The following is a 20,210-nucleotide window of genomic DNA, read 5'->3' as shown; positions in this document are numbered from 1 at the left end:
TCTCACTTGGCCTGGTCGAGCCGGACCGCGTCGGGTCCGGCGGGGAATCGCAGCTGGCCGGTCGTGTCGTGCACGGCCCGCCACACCGTCTCGGCGACCTCGTTCTCCCGCGTGAACAGGTCCTGCTCGACGAACCGGCCGAGGGTCCGCTTCGCGAACGGCTCGTAGGCCGGTGGGACCAACTTGTCCAGCGGGCCGGTCAGGTCGGTGTTGTCGGTCGCCTTGGCGGCGAAGCTGGTCGTCAGGCAGGTGCCGGGCTCGACGGTCTTGGCGCGTACGCCGAATTCGGCGAGCTCGAGGGCGAGCGACGCGGTGAAGCCCTCGATGGCCGCTTTGCTGGCCTTGTACACGGCCGAGAGCGGCATGTGCCCGAGCACGACGCTGGAGGTCACGTTGACCACGACGCCTGCGCCGCGCTCACGGAACTGGGTCAGCACCGCCTGAGTGGTGGCCATGACGCCGAAGGTGTTGGTCTCGAAGATCTCCCGCACCCGACTCATGGGGGTGCCTTCGTACACGCCGATCAGCCCGATGCCGGCGTTGTTGACCAGGGCGTCGATGGGTCCCGCCGCGGCGAACGCGGCAGCGATGGAGTCGGGGTCGGTGACGTCGAGCTGGAGGATGCGGAGCCGGTCGGACTCGGGCAGGACGTCCGCGCGGGGTGTCCGCATGGTGGCGATGACGTTCCACCCTTGCGCGAGAAAGTGCCGTGCGGTCTCCTGCCCGTAGCCGGATGAAGCGCCGGTGATCAAAACTGTGCTCATGGTGGAGAGGGGCTCCTGTCGCTCGTTCGGAAGCGTGCCGAACCACTGTGCGTGGCGGCCGGTGCCGGCCACATCTGTCGGATGACTTCCCCGCCGGAGCGCATCGAGCGCCAATGACCTAAGTCCGGCCTGCGACACCGGCTACCCGGCTCCGCAGCGTTGGGTCCACGCAGCGGCCAGCGGAGTACCGGATGGCCGAACCGCCCGCTCCCGGCGTGGCCGCCTTGACCGCGCAGGAGGAGCAGATCGCCCAGTTGGCGGCGAGCGGTCTGACCAACAAGGAGATCGCCCACCGTCTGTTCCTTTCGCACCGCACCGTCGGCGCGCACCTCTACCGGGTCTTTCCCAAACTCGGTGTGACGTCCCGGGCAGGTCTCAGGGATGCCCTGGGATCCGGCGGAAGCGGTGGCCGTGCCATGCCGTCCCGAACGCCGCGACCGCCGCCATGACGCCTTCGACCTTCTAGGTAAGGGGCCACGGCCCGGCGATGCACCTGAGGTCGTATGACAGATGTGTCACCCCAGCCCTTGCCACGAGATTGGTTCTCGTCCTACCCGAGTACGACCCACCAAGGGGCACCCACCATGACCATCGGACACGGCTTCCACGCCACGATGACCGCCAAGCCCGGCAAGGGAGGCGAGGTCCTCGACATCCTGCTCCACGCGCCGTCGCTGGCAGACGACGACTGCGTCGTGTTCCTGGTCGGCCGGTCCGCCGCCGACCCGGACACCATCTTCGTCACGGAGGGCTGGACCAGCGTCGAGGCCCACAGCGCCTTCTTCACCAGCGAGCCCGCGCAGACCCTGGTTGCCCGGCTCCAGGCGCTACTCGCCGGCGAGTCGGCCTACATCGACGAGATCCCCGTCGGGGGAAAGGCCGCCTTCCGGGAGAACGAAGCATCATGATCACCACCAGCTCGCGTCCCGACGTCGATCCCGAACTGGCGGCACTGCTCGCCGAGATGCCGCTGACATCCATCCTCGACGAGCACGCCCTCGCACAGGTACGTCCCGACTTCTCGGCTCCGATCGAGCCACTGCGGGACGGCCGCTCCATCGATCAGCGGGAGTTCGTCGCCCGCGCCGCCGACGGCGCGGAGATCACGCTGTCGGTGTTCCGCCCGGCCGGTGACCGCACCACCCCCGCGCCGTGCGTCTACTGGATTCACGGCGGCGGCATGATCATGGGTGACCGGTTCGCCAACATTGACATCCCCGTGCAAGCCGAACTCCACGTCTGGGCGGGTGGCGTCCACGGCTTCGACGCGCTGTTCCCCCAGACCCGCATCGGTGCTGCCGCCCGGCGCACGCGCACGCAATGGTTGGCCCGAGCCCTGGACGCCATGTCCGCCGAAGGTGAGATCTGACGATGACCGTCGACTACCGCAGCCAGTTTCTCCGTGAGTTCCTCCGCGATCCGCTCACGGTTGCGTCGGTCGCGCCGAGCGGCCGGGCCCTCGCCGACGCGGTCGTCGCGCCGGTGCCGTTCACCGGCGACCCCGTCGTGGTGGAACTCGGACCTGGCACCGGAGCGTTCACTCAGGCCATCCAACGGCGGCTGGCCGGCCGAGGCCACCATCTGGCCGTCGAGATCAACGAACGGTTCGCCGATTTGCTGGCAGCGCGCTTTCCGAGCGTCGACCTCGCCATCGCCGACGCCCGCAACCTGCGGGAGATACTCGCGGTACGCGGGCTCGACCACGCCGACGTCATCGTAAGCGGGCTCCCGTGGGCGGCCTTCACACCGGGGCGACAGGACGATCTGCTCTCCGCGGTCACCGCGGTTCTCGCCCCAGACGGCGCCTTCAGCACTTTCGCATACGCCCACACGCACTGGATGCCGCCGGCCCGGCGGCTCCGGTGCAGCCTCGACGAACGGTTCGAGGAAGTGGTGCGCGGCCGGACGGTCCGGGCGAACATGCCACCCGCGTTCGTCTACTTCTGCCGCAGGCCGAGAATGTCAACGCGCCCGGTGACGGCTGGGCTGGCTCCGCACCTGTCATGGCAGCGGCCGATCCGGACGCCCCAGAACACGAGACCACCGAACCGCTGACCGCAGACGGGGCCACGCGTCAACCTCGCGTGGCCCTGCTGGTCTCGACCTACCAGAGGTGGCGACGGCCGGTGGCTGAGCGCCGACCGTCGCTGCATTCCGCCCTGTCATGGAATCCACGGAGGGTCAGCCAGCCGACGGGGGTGCGGCGCGCCGGCTCGTCGGCTTGCGGGAGCTGGTGGGTGCCGGGATGGCGGGGACTGGTGTCGCTCTGCTCGCCGGTGGGGCTGGTGCGGGCTCCAGTCGCCGATGAAGGGCCGGAGGTCGGCGGCCTGGGGTGCGATGTCGAATTCGATGCCGGCGAGGGCCCCGTCGCCGCAGGTGGGATCGAGGCGTTCGGCTGCGGCTCGCGCCCAGCCGATCCATCGGGCACGGTTGTCCAAGTCGTCCGGGCTGTCGGGGCCGGCTACTTCGAGGGCGTCGCAGAAGGCGCGGATCTCGTTGGCGGAGATCCAGGAGTCGTTGCCCCGCCGGAACGCCTTCCTGCGTAGAAGTTCGGCGGCCTGGGGACGAGCCTCGTCGAGGGCCGCCTGCCAGCGGCGACGCTCTTCTGCCCGCTTCCTCTCTTGCTCAGCGACGTACTCGTCGTGGGCACGCTGAGCAGCCTGCTGGGCTTCCTCGTCGGCGATGCCGGCTTCGACGTCGCGGATGATGTGGGGAAGGCGCTTCTCCAACGGCGTGCGCTTGTCGTCTGCCCAGGTGTCCTACTTGTCCCAGCCAGCGCGGGCAATCTCCATCCGCAGGCGACCGGAGGCGACCCGGTCGGTAGAACTGATCATCCGCTCATAGCTGCGGTGCGCGTGCGTCGCCGCCCGCCGGTCTCTCATAACCTGAGCGACGCCTCAGGCGCGCATGACGGTGGCGATCGGGATGCGGGCGGCGCGGATGGCCGGGATGAGGCCGCCGAGCAGTCCGGCGGCCAGACCCGCGATGACCCCTGCGACCCCTGCCTGCCAGGGAAACGCGAGATCCTGCAGGAACTGGTCCCGATCGCCGAACAGCGCGCTGATCGCGGTTAGCCCGAGCGCGGACAGTCCGATGGCAGCGGCTGCGGTGAGGAGGCCGGTCAGAAGTGTCTCCGCGAGGACGATGCCGGCCAGCAGCGACCGTGAGGTGCCCACCGCGCGCCGCAACGCGAATTCCTCGACCCGCTCCCCGACGGTTGCGAGCCCGACGTTGAGGATGCCGGCGACGCCGATGAGCAGGACCAGGCCGGCCATGCCGAGGAAGATCCAGCGGATGAGCGCCAGCTCCTTGGCGATCTCTTTCCGCGCCTGGATCGTCTCGAAGTGGATCTGCTCTGCGGGCATCCCGCTGGCCGTGAGGCGGATCCGCAGCAGCTGCTCCAGGTCGCCTGCCGTGGGCGCAAGCATCACCTGCAGCCCGGGACCATAGTTGCCGGCGTTGCTCGAGCGGGGCACCCAGTTCTGCAGCTCATCGGCCCGGGTGTAGGCGGTGGGGTGCATATTGCCATCGTCGATCACGCCGATGATGCGCGGCGTCGGGTTGGCGGTCGTCCCCTCCACGCGCATCTCGGCCGGCACCTGGTGGCGCATGAACCCCTTGGCCGCCTCGAGGTTGACGACGATCCGCGGGGACAACGACGGGTCGGAGGAGAAGTCGAGCCACTGGCCGGACACCGACCGGAAGGGCCGGAACTGGCGGATGTCACCGGTCAGCGCGTTGAGGCTCAGCTCGATTGCCTGGCCGGGCACGGGAACGTCCGGGGCGTCGCCGGCCACCTGCATCGGCTGGCAGTAACCGCGAGCGTCGCAGAAGATCTCGACGCCATCGGGATACGCGTACTGCCCGCCGCCCGGCTGGTCGAACGGGGCTCCGCCGGGGTTGACCGGGCTGACGCCCGGCTCTCCGATGATCGCCTGGGTGAAGGAGATCGCGACCGCGTCCGTCCGCCCTTTCAGGGTGTCCTGGCCGATCTGGATAGTGTCGGCGTTGCCCGGCAGGTAGGTCTGCCGGGTGCCGTCCTTGCCCGCGTGCAGCTCCAGATCAGCCAGCCGGGCGCTCTTGGTGGTCTCGGCGCCGACCTGGACGACCACGACGGCCAGCACCCCGAGGAACAGGCTCACCATCGACAGGAGGGTGCGGGTCTTGCGGGCCCGGATGCCCTGACCACCGATGATGAGAGCCGAGCGGAACCGCCCAGAGAGCCGGATCACCTCGCCACCTCGCTGCGCTCAGCATCGGTCCGGTCCATCCCCATCGCCGCTCTGTGCCGCGCTGGCCCGCTCACTGACGCCACGCTCCTCGTGTCGGTAGCCGGGTGGAGCGCCCCGTCGCTGAGGCGCAGCACACGCTGCATCTTGTTGGCGTGGTCCCAGTCGTGGGTGACCAGGATCAGCCCGCAGCCCCGCTCGGTCGCCGAGCGCATCACCTCGATCACCAGGTTGCCCGTCTCGGTGTCCAGCGCGCCGGTGGGCTCGTCGGCCAACAGCAGGCGCGGCTCCCGGACGAGCGCCCGGGCGATCGCGACCCGCTGCTGCTCGCCGCCGGACAGGCGGGCCGGCCGGTGCTTGGCGAGATGCGCGATGCCGACCCGGTCGAGGGCCTCCAGGGTCCTGGCCCTGCGTTTACGGCGCGGCAGCCAGCCCTGGCCGTTGACCAGGGCCATCGCCACGTTCTGCGCGGCGGTCAGGTGCTTGAGCAGGAAGAACCGCTGGAACACGAAGCCGAACTCGGCGCTGCGCAGAGCCGCCGCCTTGCGCTCCGGCAGCCGGGTGATGTCCCGGCCATCCAGCAGGTACTGTCCACCGTCCGGACGGTCGAAGAGGCCGATCAGGCTGAGCAGTGTGCTCTTGCCGGATCCCGAGCGGCCGAGGATGGCCACGCTCTCGCCACGGTCGACGGTCAAATCGGTGCCGTCGAGGATGGTGCGCGGCGCCTTCTGGCCCTTGAGCGTCTTGGTGATGCCGTGGAGCTCCAGCAACGCCGTCATTTCTCGCCCATCGGCGCGGACGGGTCACCCTCTACGCCTGCTTTGGCGGGTGGGAGATTGGGGCCAGGGACGGCGACTGTCTCGTCGCCGGTGAGGCCGGACTTGATCTCCACGACCTTGCCGTCGCTGAGCCCGAGCACGACGTCTCTGGTCTCCCGCGTACCGTCCGGCTGGACCACGTCCACCTTGCCCCGGCCCTGCCCGCCAGCGACCGCTTCGACCGGAAGCGTCAGCACCTTGCTGGCCCTCGCGGTCACCACCTCGAGCGTGGCGCTGGCCCCGTTGATCAGCTTCACCTTGGCGGGCGCGGTGCACACCAGACGCATCCCGGTCGGCTCCGACGGCTCGATCCGGTCCTGCGGATCCGAGGGCGGTTCGACGACTGGCGGGGCGGACGGCTGGCCGGACGGCACGGCGGACGGCCGCGGGGCCGGCGGGTCCGGGATGGTACCGGCGGGCAGGGCAGCAATGGTGCCGAGCACCTTGCACCGGAACGGCCCGGGGCCATTCTTGATCTGGGCCTGGACCGTCGCGAGCGAATCCGAGATCTTGTACGCCTGGGCACTGTCGATGTCGGCGACGAGCCCGTAGCCGATCTTCTTCGCGGAGACGACGGGCATCCCGGCGGTCACATCGGAGCGGTCGTCCGCCAGTCGACCAGCGAACACCGCACCCGCCGGGACCTCGACGGGGTGCGCCTTGCCGGACCTCCAGACGTTCGCCACCCTCGTCGGCCCGGTCGGCGTACTCCGCGGCGTCCTGACGTCGAAATACCGCACCTCCCCCGTGGCCGGCGCCACGATCCCGAACACCGGATTGATGGTCACCGTGCCGGACAGGCTCACCGTGTTGGCAAGGTCCAGGCGGGTGGGCTGCACCGTGGTCATCGTCGTGCCCCGGGGCGCGAGACCAGGCGTCTCCGCCTGCGCGCTCGGCTCGCTGCAGCCGGTAGCGGTGACCGCGAACAACGCGAGGACGCAGAGTGACAGTAGCCTTCGCACCCGTACCCCTAACTCGATTACTTCGGGCGAACACCCTGACAAGACGCGGGTGTCGGCGATCGCTGGCCCACGGCCTAGGGCGACGTCGGCGACAATCGAACCGCCGAAGACTACCCCTGGCACTCCCCGCTCGCTGCCCGCCGCACCCGAAGTCGATGTCCGGTTACGGCACGTTTGCCAAGGCGGTTCGGGTACTGCCCGTCCGGTTTCACGTTTTCCCAGCTCACGTGCTGTTGGTGGGTCGCCGGGGACTCGAACCCCGAACCTTCCGATCCAACAAGGAGAAGGAAGCGCACCCATCACCGCACAAGCGGATAGCGGACGCGCTACTCAGTCGGATGCTCTAGCCAATTGAGCTAACGACCCAGATGTCGATCATCCACCAGCCGAGTCGACATGGCTACCGGGATTCGATGTCACCCGTACAGGCCCGATGCTCTTTTAGCGGCCCCAGCTGGCGGTTGAGCTCTTCGCGGATCTCGCTCAGCAGGCAGGTCAACGCCACGCTTGGTTCTTCGGCCAGGCGGCGGCGCAGGTGATCTGGAACGAGTCGACTAGCATTCGGGGTTACGCTGCGGATGCCGCAGTTCATCGGCCGCAACTGCGCGGCACCGAGCGCGCCCAACCAAATCGGATTACCCGCTCAACACTCCATCACGGGGAACTAGCAATCCTTTGATGGCGTTTGGTTCGACTTTGGCTTGACCGCCAATCGGAGATTCTGCAGGAAGCCGACCGTAGCCACTCCAGCGACAAAGCCGGAAAGCACAATTATCAACCAACCAGCGCCCCGCGAGATGCGATCGACGAAATCTCCGCGAATACCACCGCAAAGAGCGCCAAGGCAAACGCCGAGACGATGTGCCTGCTTCTACTCACCATCACCATCTACCTCCGTCCTGCGCGCCTGTCGGGCTGCGCGACGGTGAGGTCCTGGTCCCGGATCAGCCAAGGCAGCCACAGTCGGGCAGATAGCTGAGCATCAACACGACAACCCCCGCCGCCACAACCGCCGCGACACCCAGTCGCCCCGCCAGCCGAGTACCCCGAACGCCACGTGCGTAGACGATGACGCCACACGCCGCGAAAAGCATGACGCCTACCGCAATCGACACCGTCGGGTAGGGAGCGGCCTGAAAACCCCACCAGCCGAAGGCAAGCAGCCCGCACGCAGCGAGAGCCACGAGCACCTCGCCGAGGATGTCGCCCAGACAGCCCCGGCAACCGTCGAGGCCGTCACGGACGCCATCCTTGACCTTCTCCAGCCCCTCAGCCATCGGCTGAATATGCTCGCACCACAGTGCTACATATAAGCAGCTGATCCAGCCGACGGACACCCCGGGGCTCCGGCAAAGTCGTGGGCTGTCCGGGTTGATCGGATTGGTAAAGACGCGCCGCTACCATCACCCACCGGCGATCTCTTCCTTGTCCGGCGCAGCGGCTGTCACGGTGCCCGAACCCGCTGTGGGCCGCCCGCCGCGGTGGCCGGCCTGCCGGATCTCCGCGCACACCGGGGACGTGCGGCATGGGTTGGTCGTCGTGGGCGACCGCGGCGGTGTGCGCCTTGGTGGCTGGTTGACGCTCACACTTCGCGATCGCCGAGTGTGTCGCCGACGTACCGGACACCACCGTGCCGGCGTTGGGCATCGCCCGGACAGCGCGAGTTTGGCGATCAGCTCCGCCGGTGTCTCGACCGGCAGATCATGCCGCATCCGGGCGGTGCTGGCGATGACCACCGCGTCACGCGCATCGGTCTTGGCTTCGTCGTCAGGCACGCACACGGCGGCCTGCAAGCCGTCGACCTCGAAGGGCACGTTGCGCAATCCCGCCTCCAAGAATTCGGGCGTGTCGCAGGGGTTCCGGCGCGGCCCTGGCGGTCGCTGGCCTCGGCGATGTCGCCGATGCGGCATGCCACCGAGTCGACACGAACTCGATGGCATGCCGTCGTACTCGCCGACACCGATTTCACCGTGACAGAGGTCGAGCGCGGGATGGTCGGCCGGTCGGCTCGGGGTCCGGAGAACGAACGGAACCAGTCTCAGAGCATCGGCACCACCGCGACGGCGATCGCCCGGCTGGTATTTCGGGTCGCCTGGTTGATCGCCGGCACGAAGGCGCCGTCCGGAATCGGATTCGGAAAGACGACCTGCCCGTACGCGTAGCCGCTGCCGCTGTTGTTGTACGCCCAGCAGTCGATGATGTAGGTGTGGATGTCCCCATTTCTGGGTGGTGGCGCTTCCTCGGGTATGTTGATTATGTCGACCCAGCAGCTCGCCGTGATCTTCGACAGCAATGTGGTGTTGCCGATGCGCAGCGTGTTCTGCAACGCGGCGGTGGTCAGGCCGGTCCGCGCCCGGGCTACGAGGGCGATCGGTGCCACAATGTTGAGCGCGTACCCGAGCTGGTCCACGCTCGCCTTGTCGGTCAACGCCGAGATCATGCTCTCGATCGCCACCGCGCACCCCGTGGCGTCCTGGGCGAACCGCTGCATGTTGTCCGGTGACATGAGTTCGATGTCGACGAACTCGATCACGGCATGGTTCGCGCAGGCCCGGGTCTGCGCCACCGTGATCGTCTGGATCTGGGCCAGGATGTCGTTGCGGGACGCGTTGACCGCGGCCAGGATCTGCCGGGTCGCCTCCTGAATCGCAGCCTGGGTACTGTTCGAGCTGGCCCAGGAACTGACGGCGCTGATCGCTGCGGTGATCACAGCGGCCCAGTCGACCGCCGCGCGCGCCGGCCGGGCGCCCGCTGGCACCACCATTGCGATGGACAACAGGGAGGCCAGCCCGACACGTGCAAGTCGCGCCCGCACCCCCGCTTTCCTTTTCGTCATCCCATCTCCCTTTCGCCCTATCGCCACCTCATCGGGAAGCCCACAGCATCGACCACCCGGCGCATGGATGATGGCCAATGCGGACAGCCGAAGTCGCGATACCGTATTGGCGCTGGTTCCGGGCCCGCCCTGGCCGGCCCGGCCGGACAGCGCCGGACACTCTGGCGGCCGATGGCCCCACTGAGCCAGCGGGAGGAACAGCGGTGCTCGCCGACGATCCGGACGAGTTGCTTCGCACTCTCTGCGCCGATCTGCGTCTGCTCTGGACCCAGGCGGGCGGGCCGAGCCTCCGGGCGCTGGGCACCCGGATCGGTCTCGGCAAGAGTCAGGTGGGCGCGATCCTCAACGGGACGGTTCGCCGGCCACCGGACTGGGACGTGGTGCGAGGGCTGGTGGAAAGCTTCCACGACTATGCCCTCGCCCACGACCGGCTGTCGCGGCTCTCCCTGCGTACCGGAGTCGACGAGACCTGGCGCCCCCGATACGCCGTGCTGGAGTACGCGTTCCGGGAAAACCGTCCCCGGCCGAGGAACAACGGCTCGCCGTCGATACCGGCAACGACGACTCAGCCATGGCCGGCGACGCTGGTACCTCGGCAGCTACCCCCGGCCGTCCGACATCTGGTGGGCCGGAAAGCTGAACTGTCCACGCTCGACAAGGCAGCCGACGCCTGCGGGGAGCCCGGCGGGTCGGCTGCCCTGGTCGTCGTCAACGGCACGGCGGGAGTCGGCAAGACCACAACTGTGCTCTGGTGGGCGCGCCGGGCCAGCAGCCGGTTCCCCGACGGCCAGCTCTACGCCGACCTCGGTGGCTTCGATTCGAGCGGCATGGCGGTCTCGCCCGAGGGCGCGCTGACGGGATTTCTCACCGCCCTCGGCGCCGATCCACATCGGCTGCCGGAGGACCTACCGGGACGGGTCGCGCACTACCGCAGCCTGCTCGCCGACCGTCGGGTGCTGGTGGTGCTGGACAATGCACGCGACCCGGCACAGGTCCGCCCCCTGCTGCCCGGCGGATCGGCCTGCATGGCGGTGGTGACCAGCCGAAACCGGCTGACTAGCCTGGTCGTTGCCGAGGGTGCGCTGCCGCTCCGACTGGACCTGCTCACCTCGACCGACGCGGCGAAGATGTTCGAGTCCCGGCTGAACAGCGGCCGAGCCGCCGGCGAGCCATCAGCAGTGGCAGAGATCGTCGAACGCTGTGCCCGGCTACCCCTGGCGCTGGCAATCGCCGCCGCTGGGGCGGCCGCCCGCCCCGACGAGCCACTCGCCGTCTTCGCGGCGCAGCTACGCTCCGGTTCCGCCGTGCTCGACGGTTGGCCGACGGAGTTGACGGCGCCGACGTGCGTACCGCCTTCTCCTGGTCCTTTCGGCACCTGAGCCTGCCGGCCGCAGCCCTGTTTCGGCTACTCGGTCTGCAGGCTGGCACCGCCGTGTCCTCAGTGGCCTGATCTGCTTCTGGCTGGCCTACGCAATGGCACGTCGGCCAGACGCCCTCAAGTGAAAAGATGCGTCGATGCCGCTCACCTTTCCGTCGCACCCAGGTGTGGTACTCCCGCTCAAGCTCTGGCGGCCCCGATGGTTCGACGGTGTCGCGTTGACTACCGGGGCCGTCGCACCCGACATCAAATATGCGTTCCTCGGGGTCGGGCCGGAGTGGCAGAGCCACTCCCTCACCGGGCTGGTGTGGTGGTGTCTGCCGGTAGCGCTGCTCGGCGCGTGGATCGTCCGCGCCACCGTCGCGACCCTCGCCGCTCACCTACCCCACCTCGGCCCGCTCGCGCTGCGCGACTACGGGGTGCTCGCCACAGTGCGCCACCCCTGGCACATCACCGCCGGATCGGCGCTGCTCGGCGCGGCCAGTCACATCGCGTGGGACTACCTCACCCACACCCTGGCGTGGCTGCGCATCGTGTTCGGTATCGACTGGGACCAGGTCAGCGACGTCGCCTGGTGGACCGTGTCCGACATTCCCAGCAGCCTGGTAGGTGCGCTGGTCACGCTCGGCGTCGCCGTCGTGGTCGGCCGCCGCCGGCTCCTTCGCGCCTGGCACGGCGACCCACCGCCGGTCCCCACCCGCCCGGCGGTGTTCTGGTCCGTCGCGGGCGCCGCTGCGATCATCGGGTACGCCCTGACCCCGCTTCTGCCAGCCAAGGAGCTGCCATGGGCGACGACAGTACGGCTGCTGTGCATCACAGCCGGGGCGCTGCTCGTCGCCGCCATGGCAGTGCAAGCAATGAACGCTAGGACCGTGCTTGAGAAGTCCTCATGATGCTTCGGCTGTCGATGGGTCGCCGAGCGGTCTCTCGCGCGGCTGACGGACCACCGCAGACTGGTCGCCTCATGCCGTGGACAGCAGGCCACGCGCGGCCGCGACCTGGTCGACGGCCCGGCGTAGCGCGGCTACGATCCGTTCTTCGCCGTCCGCCCCGAGTCGGGCTGCCGGCACGGACAGGCTGATCGCGTCGATCGCCGGTGTCTGCAAGGGTACGGCCATCGCGAAGCAGACGATGCCTTCGGTGTTCTCCTCACGATCCACGGCGTAGCCGTGTGCCCGGACGGCGGTGAGTTCGGCGCGCAGCGCGTCCCGGGTGGTGATGGTGTGCGCGGTAAGGGCCGGCAGCGGCCAGGCCAAGAGCTGGTCGAGGGCGTCGTCGGGGCGGTCGGCGAGCAGTACCTTGCCCAGGGCAGTGGCGTGGGCTGGCAGCTGACGGCCGATCGCGCTGTACAGCCGCAGGGGATGCACCGACTCGCGTTTGGCCAAGTAGACGACATGGGCGCCGTCGAGGCGTCCGAGGTGGACCGTTTCCCCGAACTGCTGCGACAGGTCGTCGAGCACCCCGCCCAGCAGGCCCACGGTGTCGTCGGTGACGAGGTAGGCAGCGCCGACCTGAAGAGCACGGACACCCAGTCCGAATCGGGTTCCGGTGAGATCGCTTTCCACCCAGCCGCGTTGAGCCATCGTCCGAAGGATGCCGTGCAGGCTGCTTTTCGGGATGTCCAGGGCGCGGGCCAGGTCGACCAGGGAACGCCGGTGGGGCGAGGCGGCCAGCGCCTCAAGCACCTCCAGCGTCCGGCCGGCGGACTTCACCGGTTGGAACGGTTCGGGTGATGACATGGCGTCACCTTAGCGGGGTTGACACCGTGACCGTCACCGATAGGGTCGATATTGTGAATGACGTTCAGCATGATGAACAGGCAAGCGTTGTCCCGACCATCGGTGCAAGCCGCATCCTCCCGGTCGTCGTGCTCGACGACGTACGCGATGCGGACCCACTCGCCGCCGCCCTCGTCCAAGGCGGCCTGCACAGCGTCGAGGTGACCTTCCGAACCGAAGCCGCAGCCGACGCCATCCGGGTCATGTCCGAGCGCCCGGAACTGCTCGTCGGCGCTGGCACGGTGCTGACCCCGGCCCAGGTCGACCAGGCCGTCGAGGCCGGCGCGCGGTTCGTCGTCAGCCCCGGTTTCGGACCCGTCGTCGTACGGCGCTGTCAGCAACTCGGCGTTCCGGTCTTCCCCGGCGCCGCAACGCCCACCGAAATCCAGATGGCGCTCGACGCCGGCCTGGACACGGTCAAGTTCTTCCCGGCCGAGCAGCTCGGCGGCATCGGAATGATCAAGGCGCTCGCCGCCCCGTTCCGCTCGCTGCGGTTCATCCCGACCGGCGGAGTCAACACCCGCAACCTCGCCGATTACCTCGCGCATCCCGCGGTCCTGGCGGTCGGTGGCACCTGGATGGTCGCCCCCGACCTGATCGCCGCCGCCCGCTGGGACGAGATCACCGCCCGCACCGCGGCGGCGGTTGCCGCCGCCCGTCCCCCGTCGGAGGCATGACCGATGGTCCAGATCCGTCCCGCTGACGAGTGCCGGTACGACCTGGTGTCGCTCGGCGAAATCATGCTCCGTCTCGACCCGGGCGAGGGCCGGGTCCGCACCGCCCGAAGCTTCCGGGTATGGGAAGGCGGCGGTGAGTACAACGTGGCCCGCGGGCTGCGCCGCTGTTTCGGCCTGCGCACCGCCGTTGTCACGGCCTTCGCCGACAACGAGGTGGGCCGGCTGCTCGAGGACCTGGTCCTGCAGGGCGGAGTGGACACGTCACTGATCAAATGGGTGCCCTACGACGGGACCGGGCGCGCCGTCCGCAACGGGCTCAACTTCACCGAACGCGGGCACGGCGTGCGCGGCGCCGTCGGCACCTCCGACCGCGGCCACACTGCCGCCAGTCAACTGCGTCCCGATGAGGTCGACTGGGACCATCTCTTCGGCACGCTCGGGGTGCGCTGGCTGCACACCGGAGGCATCTACGCCGCGCTGTCCCCCACCACCCCCGACACCATGGAGGCGGCCATGGCAGCCGCGTCCCGGCACGGCACCGTCATTTCGTACGACCTCAACTACCGACCCAGCCTCTGGAAGGCGGTCGGCGGGCAGAGCCGCGCGCAGGCGGTCAACCGGCGACTAGCCCGCTACGTCGACGTGATGATCGGCAACGAGGAGGACTTCACCGCCTCGCTCGGCTTCGAGGTGCCGGACACCGACGCCTCGTTGTCCCAGCTCGAGGTCGACAACTTCAAGCGGATGATCGAGGCGGTCACGAAGGAGTACGACCACCTTGCAGTCGTCGCCACCACCCTGCGTACCGTCCGCAGCGCCACGGACAACGACTGGGGCGCCGTCGCCTGGTCCGCCGACGCCGGTTTCGTCGAAGCGACCCACCGGCCCGGACTGGAGATCCTCGACCGCGTTGGCGGCGGCGACAGCTTCGCCTCCGGGCTGATCTATGGATTGCTGGAGAAGGATGGCCTCGCCACCGCGGTGGAATATGGAGCAGCTCACGGCGCCCTCGCGATGACCACGCCCGGTGACACCTCAATGGCCAGCCTGAAAGAAGTCGAGGCTCTCGTTCACGGCGGCGGCGCCCGCGTCCAGCGGTAGACGACCTCGTCACCCGAGCGGGGTGACGCTCCTGCTCGGCGACGGTGTGGTGGGGGTCCGGGAGATCCGGACCCCCACCAGATCAGTCGCGACTACGCCCGCGATCGTAGGTGGTGCTGCGGTCAGGAGCCGTCCGCGAGCGCGGCGACCACCCCGGCCCGGCTTTCGTCCTCGCTGGCGAGCACGCCGCCGTTGGCCACGACGTCGGGGGTGATCTCGTTGAAGACCATCCGTACGTCCTGGCGTCGCGCTCCGAGCAGTTCGACCGCGCTGTGCGCGACGGCTTCCGCGAACGCGCGACGCTGCTCGACGGTCCGGCCGCGGAGCAGTTCGACGGTGATGTTGGGCATGGCAGTCCCCTTCCCGGCGGGTCGCAGCGGTCTACATTTGCGACCCAGGTTCGACCTTGTGAATTGCAGAGTATCGCTGCGTGGCCTTGCCGGTCGACTACGCGACGGGTTGACGCGGGACGAAAGCCACCAGCCGGCCGCGCTTCCGGCAGCAGTTCACATACTTGACATATGTTCGACCAGCTGATTCAGTGACGCGATCATCAGCTCGTACGACGTCAGACGCATCAACCGGACGAGGCCTCGACCAGCCACTGAGCACAGAGGATGGTGACCATGAACCGGGACCCCAGGGCCGGACTCGGCAAGGGCAGTCGGCACATGTCGGCCGTGGTCGGCCGGATCGCGGTGCGCCTGACCGCAGCCGCTGTCCCGGTCGCGATCGTCTGCCTGGCCGCGCCCGCCAGTGCCCACGTCACCGTCACCCCCTCCACAACCGTGGCCGGCGCGCACGCCGTCCTCGATGTGGGGGTCCCCCATGGGTGCGACGGTTCGTCGACCATCGAGGTCACGATCCAGATGCCCAAGGAGATCAACTCTGTGACGCCGACCCGGAATGCGCTGTGGACGGTGGAGAAGCAGATGGTAAAGCTCGACCCGCCGGTCACCGACAGCCATGGCAACGAGGTCTCCGAACGCGTCGCCTCCGTGACCTATCGCACCGATGCCCCACTCCCGGACGGTTACCGGGACGTCTTCGAGCTCTCGTTGCAGCTCCCCGAGGCTGCGGGCGCCACCTTGGTGTTCCCGACCATCCAGCGGTGCGAGCGGGGGGAGGCTGCCTGGATCGAGGTGCCGGAGGAGGGGCAGAGCGGGCACGACCTGGAGCGGCCCGCCCCCGCGGTGGTCATCACCGCGGCGGAGAACCACGGTTCCCACGAGCCAGGCACACCCGAGGCCGCCGAGGAGGTGGACGGCAAGACGAACACGGCTCAGGACGCGGGCGGTGGTAATGCGCTGGGCCTGGGGGCTCTGGGCGCCGGCGTCCTCGGCGTCGTGCTTGGCGCCGCCGCACTCGTCGGGCAGCGCCGCGGGGGCCGGGGGTGATCGGACGGTTGCCGCGACTGCGGTGGAGACGAGCGCTCGTCCTCATCGCGGTGGTCGCCGGGCTGGTGGTGGGAGGAGCAGCGCCGGCGAGCGCGCACGCCACGCTGATCAGTTCGGATCCCGCCGAAGGCGCGGTGCTCGCGGAAGCACCCGAACGGATCCGGTTCACCTTCAACGAGACGGCTCTGGGGGTGCCGAACGGCGTTCAGGTCTTCGACGCCCAGGGTGGTCTGATCGCCTCGTCGGCGTCGGTGCGGGGACGTGACCTGGAGGTGACGCTGACCGAGCAGGTCGGACGGGGCACGCTCGTGGTGGTCTGGCGGCTCGTCTCGGAGGACGGCCACCCCGTCGGTGGATCGCTCACGTTCTCGATCGGGGAGCCCAGCGCCAGTGTCAAGCTGCCCCCGAACCGCTCGGCCGGCGCGATCGAACCGCCGTGGACGCTGACGTTGACCCGCTGGGTCGGCTATGTGGGGCTGCTCCTGGCGGCAGGGCTGGTGGGCTTCGCCATGTTGTTCCTCCCGTCGAGCCATCTGGCGAACCGTGCTCGTGTCCGGCTGATGACGGCGGCCCGGGTGGCCGCCGGCACGACCGTGGTCGCCTGGCTGGCCGGGCTGCCGCTCACGGTGATGTACCGGTTCGGAGGTGGCCCGGGCTCGTTGGCCGACGGTGCGAACTGGTCCGCGTTGGCAGCGGTCGAATACATCGTCGCCGCGGCGGTCGTCACCGGCGTCGTCGTGGCTGTCGGCCGACTCGGTCCCGGTGCGCTCTCGCGGTCTCGGGGGATCGTGGCGCTGGCCGCGGCCGGGCTCGCCGCCTGCGCTCCGGCCCTGACCGGTCACACCCAGGTGGCGCGCCCGGTGGCGTTGGCGATCGGGGTCGACATGCTGCACCTGTTGGCGGGCAGCGTCTGGTTCGGTGGGCTGGTGGCCCTGGTGCTCGTCCTTCCCGACCTCGCCGGGCGCGGCGCCGTGGTGGCCGAGGTGCTTGCCCGGTTCTCGCTCGCCGCCGCCGGCATCCTCGCGGCCCTGGTCGTCACCGGGACCGTGCTGGCCTGGAGGATCGCCCGCTCGTGGAGCGCCCTGGTCGACACCGGCTACGGCCGGCTTCTACTGGCCAAGATCGCGGTCGTCCTGGTCGCCGTCGTCATCGCCGCGTGGAACAGATATGTGCTCCTGCCCCGCATGCGGCAGACGACTCGGCGTCGCGAGCGTCGAGCGGGCGGCGGACTCGTGCTGCGTGCGACCGCGGCCGAGGCCACCGTCCTGGTGGCGGTCCTGCTGATCACTGCCGTTCTGGTCGATCGGAGCCCGACGGCGGTGGCGGCCGCAGGCGCGTCCGGGCCAGCTGTGCGTACCGCGACGCTGGGGGGCATCGAGGTACGCACCACCGTCTCGCCGCCGGTCATCGGGCCGAGCACCGTGACCATCGAGCTGAGAGACGCCAATGGCGAGCCCACCGAGGCGCTCGAAGCGCCCCGGGCACGACTCGCGTCCTCCCAGGTCGATCTCGGCGCGGTGTCCGTCTCCAACATCGGGCCCGGGGTCTACTCCGGCCAGGTCGTGCTTCCCTCGGCCGGCACGTGGAGACTCCAGGTCTCCTTGCGGGTCAGCGAGTTCGACAGTCCCGTGACGACCCTGGAGTTCACGGTCCCCGGCGGCTGATCCTCGGTGCTGACGTAGGTCGCCATGGTTACCGCCCGTACCGGGGGCCGCCGGTGTGAGAGCTCCGGGTCAGCGAACGATGCTGTTGCCCTGTTCGAGGGCGAGCCGGGCCTTCACGCTGAGCAGTGTCTCGATGATCATGTCCTGGCGGCCGGCGGTCAGGCGGCTGATCGGCACGGCGACGCTGAGCCCGTCGACCGCAGGTCGGGTGAAGGGAAGTGCCACCCCGAAACAGCGCACGCCGACACAGGACTCGTCGCTCTCCGTCGCGTAGCCCAGGCGGGACGCCTCGTCGATGATCGACAACACGGCGTCCCGGTCGGTCACCGTGTGCGGGGTGATCGCGTCGATGCTGTCCGGGACGAGGGCGTTGCGGACCGCGCCGGGGTGCTCGGCCAGGATCGCTCGGCCGAGGGCGGTCGAGTAGGCCGGCAGCCGGCGGCCGACCGGGGAGTACATGCGCAAGGGGTGCACCGACTCATGCTTTGCGGTGTAGATGACATGTGCGCCGGTGAGCCGGCCCAGGTTCACCGTCTCCTCGGTCGCCGCCCCGATCTCGTCCATCATTGCGGCGGCGCGGGCCAGGACCGGGTCGCCGGCCAGGTAGGCCGAGCTGACCACCAGCGAATGGATCCCGAGCTGGTAAACGCTGCCCGTGGGATCGGTCTGCAGCCACCCCCGCGCGGTCATCGTCCGCAGCAACGCATGCAGGCTGCTCTTGGGAATGCCCAGCCGGTTCGACAACTGCAGCTGGGTCCCCGGGCCGTTTGCGGCGATCTCATCGAGTAGGTCCAGAGCTCGGGCGGCGGATTTGACCAGACCTGCGGATGAGTTGCCGGGTCTCGTCGCCTCAAGCGCCATCGCACACGTCTCCTGACCATCCGTGCACCGTGCACAGATATCGATACCGACATTGTACCGCCCGTCCACATACGTGGACCAGTTTCGCTCTCTTGACCCGTGACTCGGGTCACCTGTACGCTCGGTTCACGTACCCGAACTAAGTTCATAGCTGAGGAGTGCCAGGTGATCCAGGTTCGATATTCGACTTCGCCATCGAGCGTGGAGACGGCAACGACCGCCGAGCTTCGGGAGAACTACCTCGTCGACGACCTGTTCAGCACCGGTGAGGTGCGGGGGGTCTACACGCACGAGGACCGGATGCTCATCGGCGGCGCAGTGCCCGGGCACCAGCAGCTGGGTCTTCCCGCCTGGGACGTCCTCGGCGTGAGCTCGCACCTGCAGCGCCGCGAGCTCGGCATCATCAACGTCGCGGGCCCCGGCCACGTCCTCGTCGACGGAGAGAAGTTCGAGCTCGGGCACCTGGACGGGCTCTACGTCGGCCGGGGCAGCAAGGTCACCTTCGCCGGCGCCGATGCCGCGTTCTACTTCGTCTCCGCTCCGGCCCACGCCACCTACCCCACGACGGCCGTGAGCCGCGCCAGCGTCGAGCCGGTTCCGGTGGGCTCTGCGCAGGGCGCCAGCGAGCGCAACCTCTTCCGTTACGCCTGGGGATCGGATCTGCAGACGTCGGGGCTGCAGTTCGGGGTGACCGTCCTGGCCGACGGCGCGGTGTGGAACACGGTGCCCCCGCACCTGCACGAGCGCCGGACCGAGGCGTACCTGTACGTCGACCTGGCCGAGAACGAGCGGGTCTTCCACTTCCTCGGCCGCCCCGGTGCCACCCGGCACCTACTCGTGGCGAACCGGCAAGCCGTGATCTCCCCGCCCTGGTCCATCCACACCGGAGCCGGCACCGGCTCCTACGCGTTCGTGTGGGCGATGGCCGGGGAGAACAACGACTACACCGACCTCGTCCCGGTTCCGCTGGAGGACCTGTGAAGAGGTCCCCGTTCGACCTCGACGGCCGGTGCGCGGTGGTGACCGGGGCCGGCCGCGGCCTCGGCCAGGCCGTCGCCCTCGGACTGGCCGAGGCCGGCGCCGACCTCGTTCTCGTCGGCCGGCCGGGCAGCCAGACCGCCACCCGGGAGCTGCTCAGTGACCTCGGTCGCGGCGTCGAGGTGATCGACCTCGACCTCGGCGACGCCGAGGCCGTGGAGCGGGTCGGCGCCCAGGTGGCCGCTGACCGCCAGGTCGATGTCCTCGTCAACAACGCCGGCATCATCGACCGGCAGGACTCGGTCGCGGTCACCCGCGGCTCCTGGAACCACGTGCTGGACGTCAACCTGACGGGCCTGTTCCTTCTCACTCAGCAGGTCGGGCGTCCGATGGTCGAGCGCGGCCACGGCAAGATCGTCAACATCGCCAGCCTGCTGTCGTTCCAAGGCGGTTTTCGGGTGGCTGCGTACGCCGCCAGCAAGCACGGCGTCGCCGGGGTCACCAAGGCCCTCGCCAACGAATGGGGACCCCACGGCGTGCAGGTCAATGCGATCGCGCCCGGCTACATGGCGACCGACAACACCACCGCCCTCCGGGAGGATCCCGATCGCGCGAGGGCCATCCTCGAGCGGATCCCCGCCGGCCGCTGGGGCACCGCCGAGGACATCGCGGGCGCGGCCGTGTTCCTCAGCTCGGCCGCCTCCGACTACGTCAACGGTCAGGTCCTGGCCGTCGATGGAGGGTGGATGGCCCGTTGAGCCCATCCC

General features: G+C 69.2%; 22 protein-coding genes and 1 tRNA gene. 12 read left to right on the top strand and 11 right to left on the bottom strand.

What is annotated here, in order from left to right; all coding sequences use genetic code 11:
- Positions 1–2: 2 nt before the first annotated feature.
- Positions 3–764, bottom strand: a complete 762-nt coding sequence (locus tag C1I95_RS10255) for an SDR family oxidoreductase (RefSeq protein ID WP_111213568.1) — start codon at positions 762–764, stop codon at positions 3–5.
- A gap of 191 nt (positions 765–955) precedes the next feature.
- Between C1I95_RS10255 and C1I95_RS10250 the strand changes: the two genes are divergently transcribed.
- The 4 genes from C1I95_RS10250 (at position 956) to C1I95_RS10235 (ending at position 2,819) form a co-directional block, all read left to right on the top strand.
- Entirely contained in the window at positions 956–1,213 is a 258-nt protein-coding gene (locus tag C1I95_RS10250) for a response regulator transcription factor (RefSeq protein WP_111213554.1), read from the top strand.
- A 135-nt stretch (positions 1,214–1,348) separates the two neighbouring features.
- Complete coding sequence (locus C1I95_RS10245; protein ID WP_111213553.1) at positions 1,349–1,672, top strand: putative quinol monooxygenase; 324 nt, start codon at positions 1,349–1,351, stop codon at positions 1,670–1,672.
- Positions 1,669–2,133: a hypothetical protein gene (locus C1I95_RS10240; RefSeq protein ID WP_111213552.1), complete on the top strand. Its 465-nt coding sequence runs from the start codon at positions 1,669–1,671 to the stop codon at positions 2,131–2,133. Before C1I95_RS10245 ends, C1I95_RS10240 begins: the two co-directional genes overlap by 4 nt.
- A gap of 2 nt (positions 2,134–2,135) precedes the next feature.
- Positions 2,136–2,819 carry a class I SAM-dependent methyltransferase gene (locus C1I95_RS10235; protein WP_111213551.1) on the top strand — a complete coding sequence of 228 codons (684 nt, stop codon included), beginning with the start codon at positions 2,136–2,138 and terminating at the stop codon, positions 2,817–2,819.
- A gap of 107 nt (positions 2,820–2,926) precedes the next feature.
- On the opposite strand, the gene C1I95_RS10230 is transcribed toward C1I95_RS10235, so the two are convergent.
- From C1I95_RS10230 to C1I95_RS10200, 7 genes are all read right to left on the bottom strand, one after another.
- Entirely contained in the window at positions 2,927–3,493 is a 567-nt protein-coding gene (locus C1I95_RS10230; protein ID WP_111213550.1) for a hypothetical protein, read from the bottom strand.
- 168 nt (positions 3,494–3,661) lie between these two features.
- Positions 3,662–4,909 (bottom strand): ABC transporter permease, encoded by a 1,248-nt coding sequence (locus tag C1I95_RS10225; RefSeq protein ID WP_233513458.1) that lies wholly within the window; start codon positions 4,907–4,909, stop codon positions 3,662–3,664.
- A gap of 83 nt (positions 4,910–4,992) precedes the next feature.
- Entirely contained in the window at positions 4,993–5,772 is a 780-nt protein-coding gene (locus tag C1I95_RS10220) for an ABC transporter ATP-binding protein (RefSeq protein WP_111213548.1), read from the bottom strand.
- Positions 5,769–6,773, bottom strand: a complete 1,005-nt coding sequence (locus tag C1I95_RS10215) for an efflux RND transporter periplasmic adaptor subunit (protein ID WP_233513456.1) — start codon at positions 6,771–6,773, stop codon at positions 5,769–5,771. Before C1I95_RS10215 ends, C1I95_RS10220 begins: the two co-directional genes overlap by 4 nt.
- Positions 6,774–7,007: 234 nt before the next feature.
- Positions 7,008–7,139: transfer RNA gene (locus C1I95_RS35195), tRNA-OTHER, on the bottom strand.
- Between the two features lie 578 nt (positions 7,140–7,717).
- Positions 7,718–8,050 (bottom strand): hypothetical protein, encoded by a 333-nt coding sequence (locus C1I95_RS10210; RefSeq protein ID WP_146605687.1) that lies wholly within the window; start codon positions 8,048–8,050, stop codon positions 7,718–7,720.
- 761 nt (positions 8,051–8,811) lie between these two features.
- Complete coding sequence (locus C1I95_RS10200; RefSeq protein WP_146605686.1) at positions 8,812–9,609, bottom strand: hypothetical protein; 798 nt, start codon at positions 9,607–9,609, stop codon at positions 8,812–8,814.
- 203 nt (positions 9,610–9,812) lie between these two features.
- On the opposite strand from C1I95_RS10200, the gene C1I95_RS10195 reads away from it, so the two are divergent.
- Complete coding sequence (locus tag C1I95_RS10195; protein ID WP_158566351.1) at positions 9,813–10,988, top strand: ATP-binding protein; 1,176 nt, start codon at positions 9,813–9,815, stop codon at positions 10,986–10,988.
- A gap of 136 nt (positions 10,989–11,124) precedes the next feature.
- Positions 11,125–11,880 carry a DUF4184 family protein gene (locus tag C1I95_RS10190; protein WP_111213543.1) on the top strand — a complete coding sequence of 252 codons (756 nt, stop codon included), beginning with the start codon at positions 11,125–11,127 and terminating at the stop codon, positions 11,878–11,880.
- 69 nt (positions 11,881–11,949) lie between these two features.
- Here the strand turns inward: C1I95_RS10190 and C1I95_RS10185 are convergent, their stop codons facing one another.
- The gene (locus C1I95_RS10185; protein ID WP_111213542.1) at positions 11,950–12,726 is read right to left on the bottom strand and encodes an IclR family transcriptional regulator; all 777 of its coding nucleotides are present in this window, start codon (positions 12,724–12,726) and stop codon (positions 11,950–11,952) included.
- 53 nt (positions 12,727–12,779) lie between these two features.
- Here C1I95_RS10185 and eda point away from each other — a divergent pair, with 53 nt between their 5' ends.
- Together eda and C1I95_RS10175 are read left to right on the top strand one after the other, a co-directional pair.
- A complete protein-coding gene (gene eda, locus C1I95_RS10180) occupies positions 12,780–13,442 on the top strand; it encodes a bifunctional 4-hydroxy-2-oxoglutarate aldolase/2-dehydro-3-deoxy-phosphogluconate aldolase (protein ID WP_233513455.1) in 663 nt (220 codons plus the stop codon).
- A gap of 3 nt (positions 13,443–13,445) precedes the next feature.
- Complete coding sequence (locus tag C1I95_RS10175) at positions 13,446–14,543, top strand: sugar kinase (RefSeq protein WP_111213541.1); 1,098 nt, start codon at positions 13,446–13,448, stop codon at positions 14,541–14,543.
- Positions 14,544–14,665: 122 nt separating this feature from the next.
- Here C1I95_RS10175 and C1I95_RS10170 read toward each other — a convergent pair whose 3' ends face one another.
- Positions 14,666–14,893: a tautomerase family protein gene (locus tag C1I95_RS10170; RefSeq protein ID WP_111213540.1), complete on the bottom strand. Its 228-nt coding sequence runs from the start codon at positions 14,891–14,893 to the stop codon at positions 14,666–14,668.
- A gap of 276 nt (positions 14,894–15,169) precedes the next feature.
- Here C1I95_RS10170 and C1I95_RS10165 point away from each other — a divergent pair, with 276 nt between their 5' ends.
- Positions 15,170–15,940 (top strand): YcnI family copper-binding membrane protein, encoded by a 771-nt coding sequence (locus C1I95_RS10165; RefSeq protein ID WP_158566349.1) that lies wholly within the window; start codon positions 15,170–15,172, stop codon positions 15,938–15,940.
- Entirely contained in the window at positions 15,937–17,604 is a 1,668-nt protein-coding gene (locus C1I95_RS10160) for a copper resistance protein CopC (RefSeq protein ID WP_199523676.1), read from the top strand. Before C1I95_RS10165 ends, C1I95_RS10160 begins: the two co-directional genes overlap by 4 nt.
- Positions 17,605–17,673: 69 nt before the next feature.
- Here the strand turns inward: C1I95_RS10160 and C1I95_RS10155 are convergent, their stop codons facing one another.
- Positions 17,674–18,465, bottom strand: coding sequence for an IclR family transcriptional regulator (locus C1I95_RS10155; protein ID WP_111213538.1), 792 nt, complete (start codon positions 18,463–18,465; stop codon positions 17,674–17,676).
- A 165-nt stretch (positions 18,466–18,630) separates the two neighbouring features.
- On the opposite strand from C1I95_RS10155, the gene kduI reads away from it, so the two are divergent.
- A complete protein-coding gene (gene kduI, locus C1I95_RS10150; protein ID WP_111213537.1) occupies positions 18,631–19,446 on the top strand; it encodes a 5-dehydro-4-deoxy-D-glucuronate isomerase in 816 nt (271 codons plus the stop codon).
- The gene (gene kduD / locus C1I95_RS10145; RefSeq protein WP_111213536.1) at positions 19,443–20,201 is read left to right on the top strand and encodes a 2-dehydro-3-deoxy-D-gluconate 5-dehydrogenase KduD; all 759 of its coding nucleotides are present in this window, start codon (positions 19,443–19,445) and stop codon (positions 20,199–20,201) included. The genes kduI and kduD overlap by 4 nt, the downstream gene beginning before the upstream one ends.
- Positions 20,202–20,210: the final 9 nt, after the last annotated feature.

The sequence above is a fragment of the Micromonospora craterilacus genome (genome assembly GCF_003236315.1).
Lineage (GTDB): Bacteria > Actinomycetota > Actinomycetes > Mycobacteriales > Micromonosporaceae > Micromonospora > Micromonospora craterilacus.
Note: the sequence above shows the minus strand (reverse complement) of the source record. Positions and strands in the feature narration are given on the sequence as shown.

Bases quoted from the DNA above. Each gene is read 5' to 3' on its own strand.
- C1I95_RS10255 (WP_111213568.1), bottom strand. From the start codon at position 764: ATGAGCACAGTTTTGATCACCGGCGCTTCATCCGGCTACGGGCAGGAG.
- C1I95_RS10250 (WP_111213554.1), top strand. From the start codon at position 956: ATGGCCGAACCGCCCGCTCCCGGCGTGGCCGCCTTGACCGCGCAGGAG.
- C1I95_RS10245 (WP_111213553.1), top strand. From the start codon at position 1,349: ATGACCATCGGACACGGCTTCCACGCCACGATGACCGCCAAGCCCGGC.
- C1I95_RS10240 (WP_111213552.1), top strand. From the start codon at position 1,669: ATGATCACCACCAGCTCGCGTCCCGACGTCGATCCCGAACTGGCGGCA.
- C1I95_RS10235 (WP_111213551.1), top strand. From the start codon at position 2,136: ATGACCGTCGACTACCGCAGCCAGTTTCTCCGTGAGTTCCTCCGCGAT.
- C1I95_RS10225 (WP_233513458.1), bottom strand. From the start codon at position 4,909: ATGGTGAGCCTGTTCCTCGGGGTGCTGGCCGTCGTGGTCGTCCAGGTC.
- C1I95_RS10220 (WP_111213548.1), bottom strand. From the start codon at position 5,772: ATGACGGCGTTGCTGGAGCTCCACGGCATCACCAAGACGCTCAAGGGC.
- C1I95_RS10210 (WP_146605687.1), bottom strand. From the start codon at position 8,050: ATGGCTGAGGGGCTGGAGAAGGTCAAGGATGGCGTCCGTGACGGCCTC.
- C1I95_RS10200 (WP_146605686.1), bottom strand. From the start codon at position 9,609: ATGACGAAAAGGAAAGCGGGGGTGCGGGCGCGACTTGCACGTGTCGGG.
- C1I95_RS10190 (WP_111213543.1), top strand. From the start codon at position 11,125: ATGCCGCTCACCTTTCCGTCGCACCCAGGTGTGGTACTCCCGCTCAAG.
- C1I95_RS10185 (WP_111213542.1), bottom strand. From the start codon at position 12,726: ATGTCATCACCCGAACCGTTCCAACCGGTGAAGTCCGCCGGCCGGACG.
- C1I95_RS10175 (WP_111213541.1), top strand. From the start codon at position 13,446: ATGGTCCAGATCCGTCCCGCTGACGAGTGCCGGTACGACCTGGTGTCG.
- C1I95_RS10170 (WP_111213540.1), bottom strand. From the start codon at position 14,893: ATGCCCAACATCACCGTCGAACTGCTCCGCGGCCGGACCGTCGAGCAG.
- C1I95_RS10165 (WP_158566349.1), top strand. From the start codon at position 15,170: ATGAACCGGGACCCCAGGGCCGGACTCGGCAAGGGCAGTCGGCACATG.
- C1I95_RS10155 (WP_111213538.1), bottom strand. From the start codon at position 18,465: ATGGCGCTTGAGGCGACGAGACCCGGCAACTCATCCGCAGGTCTGGTC.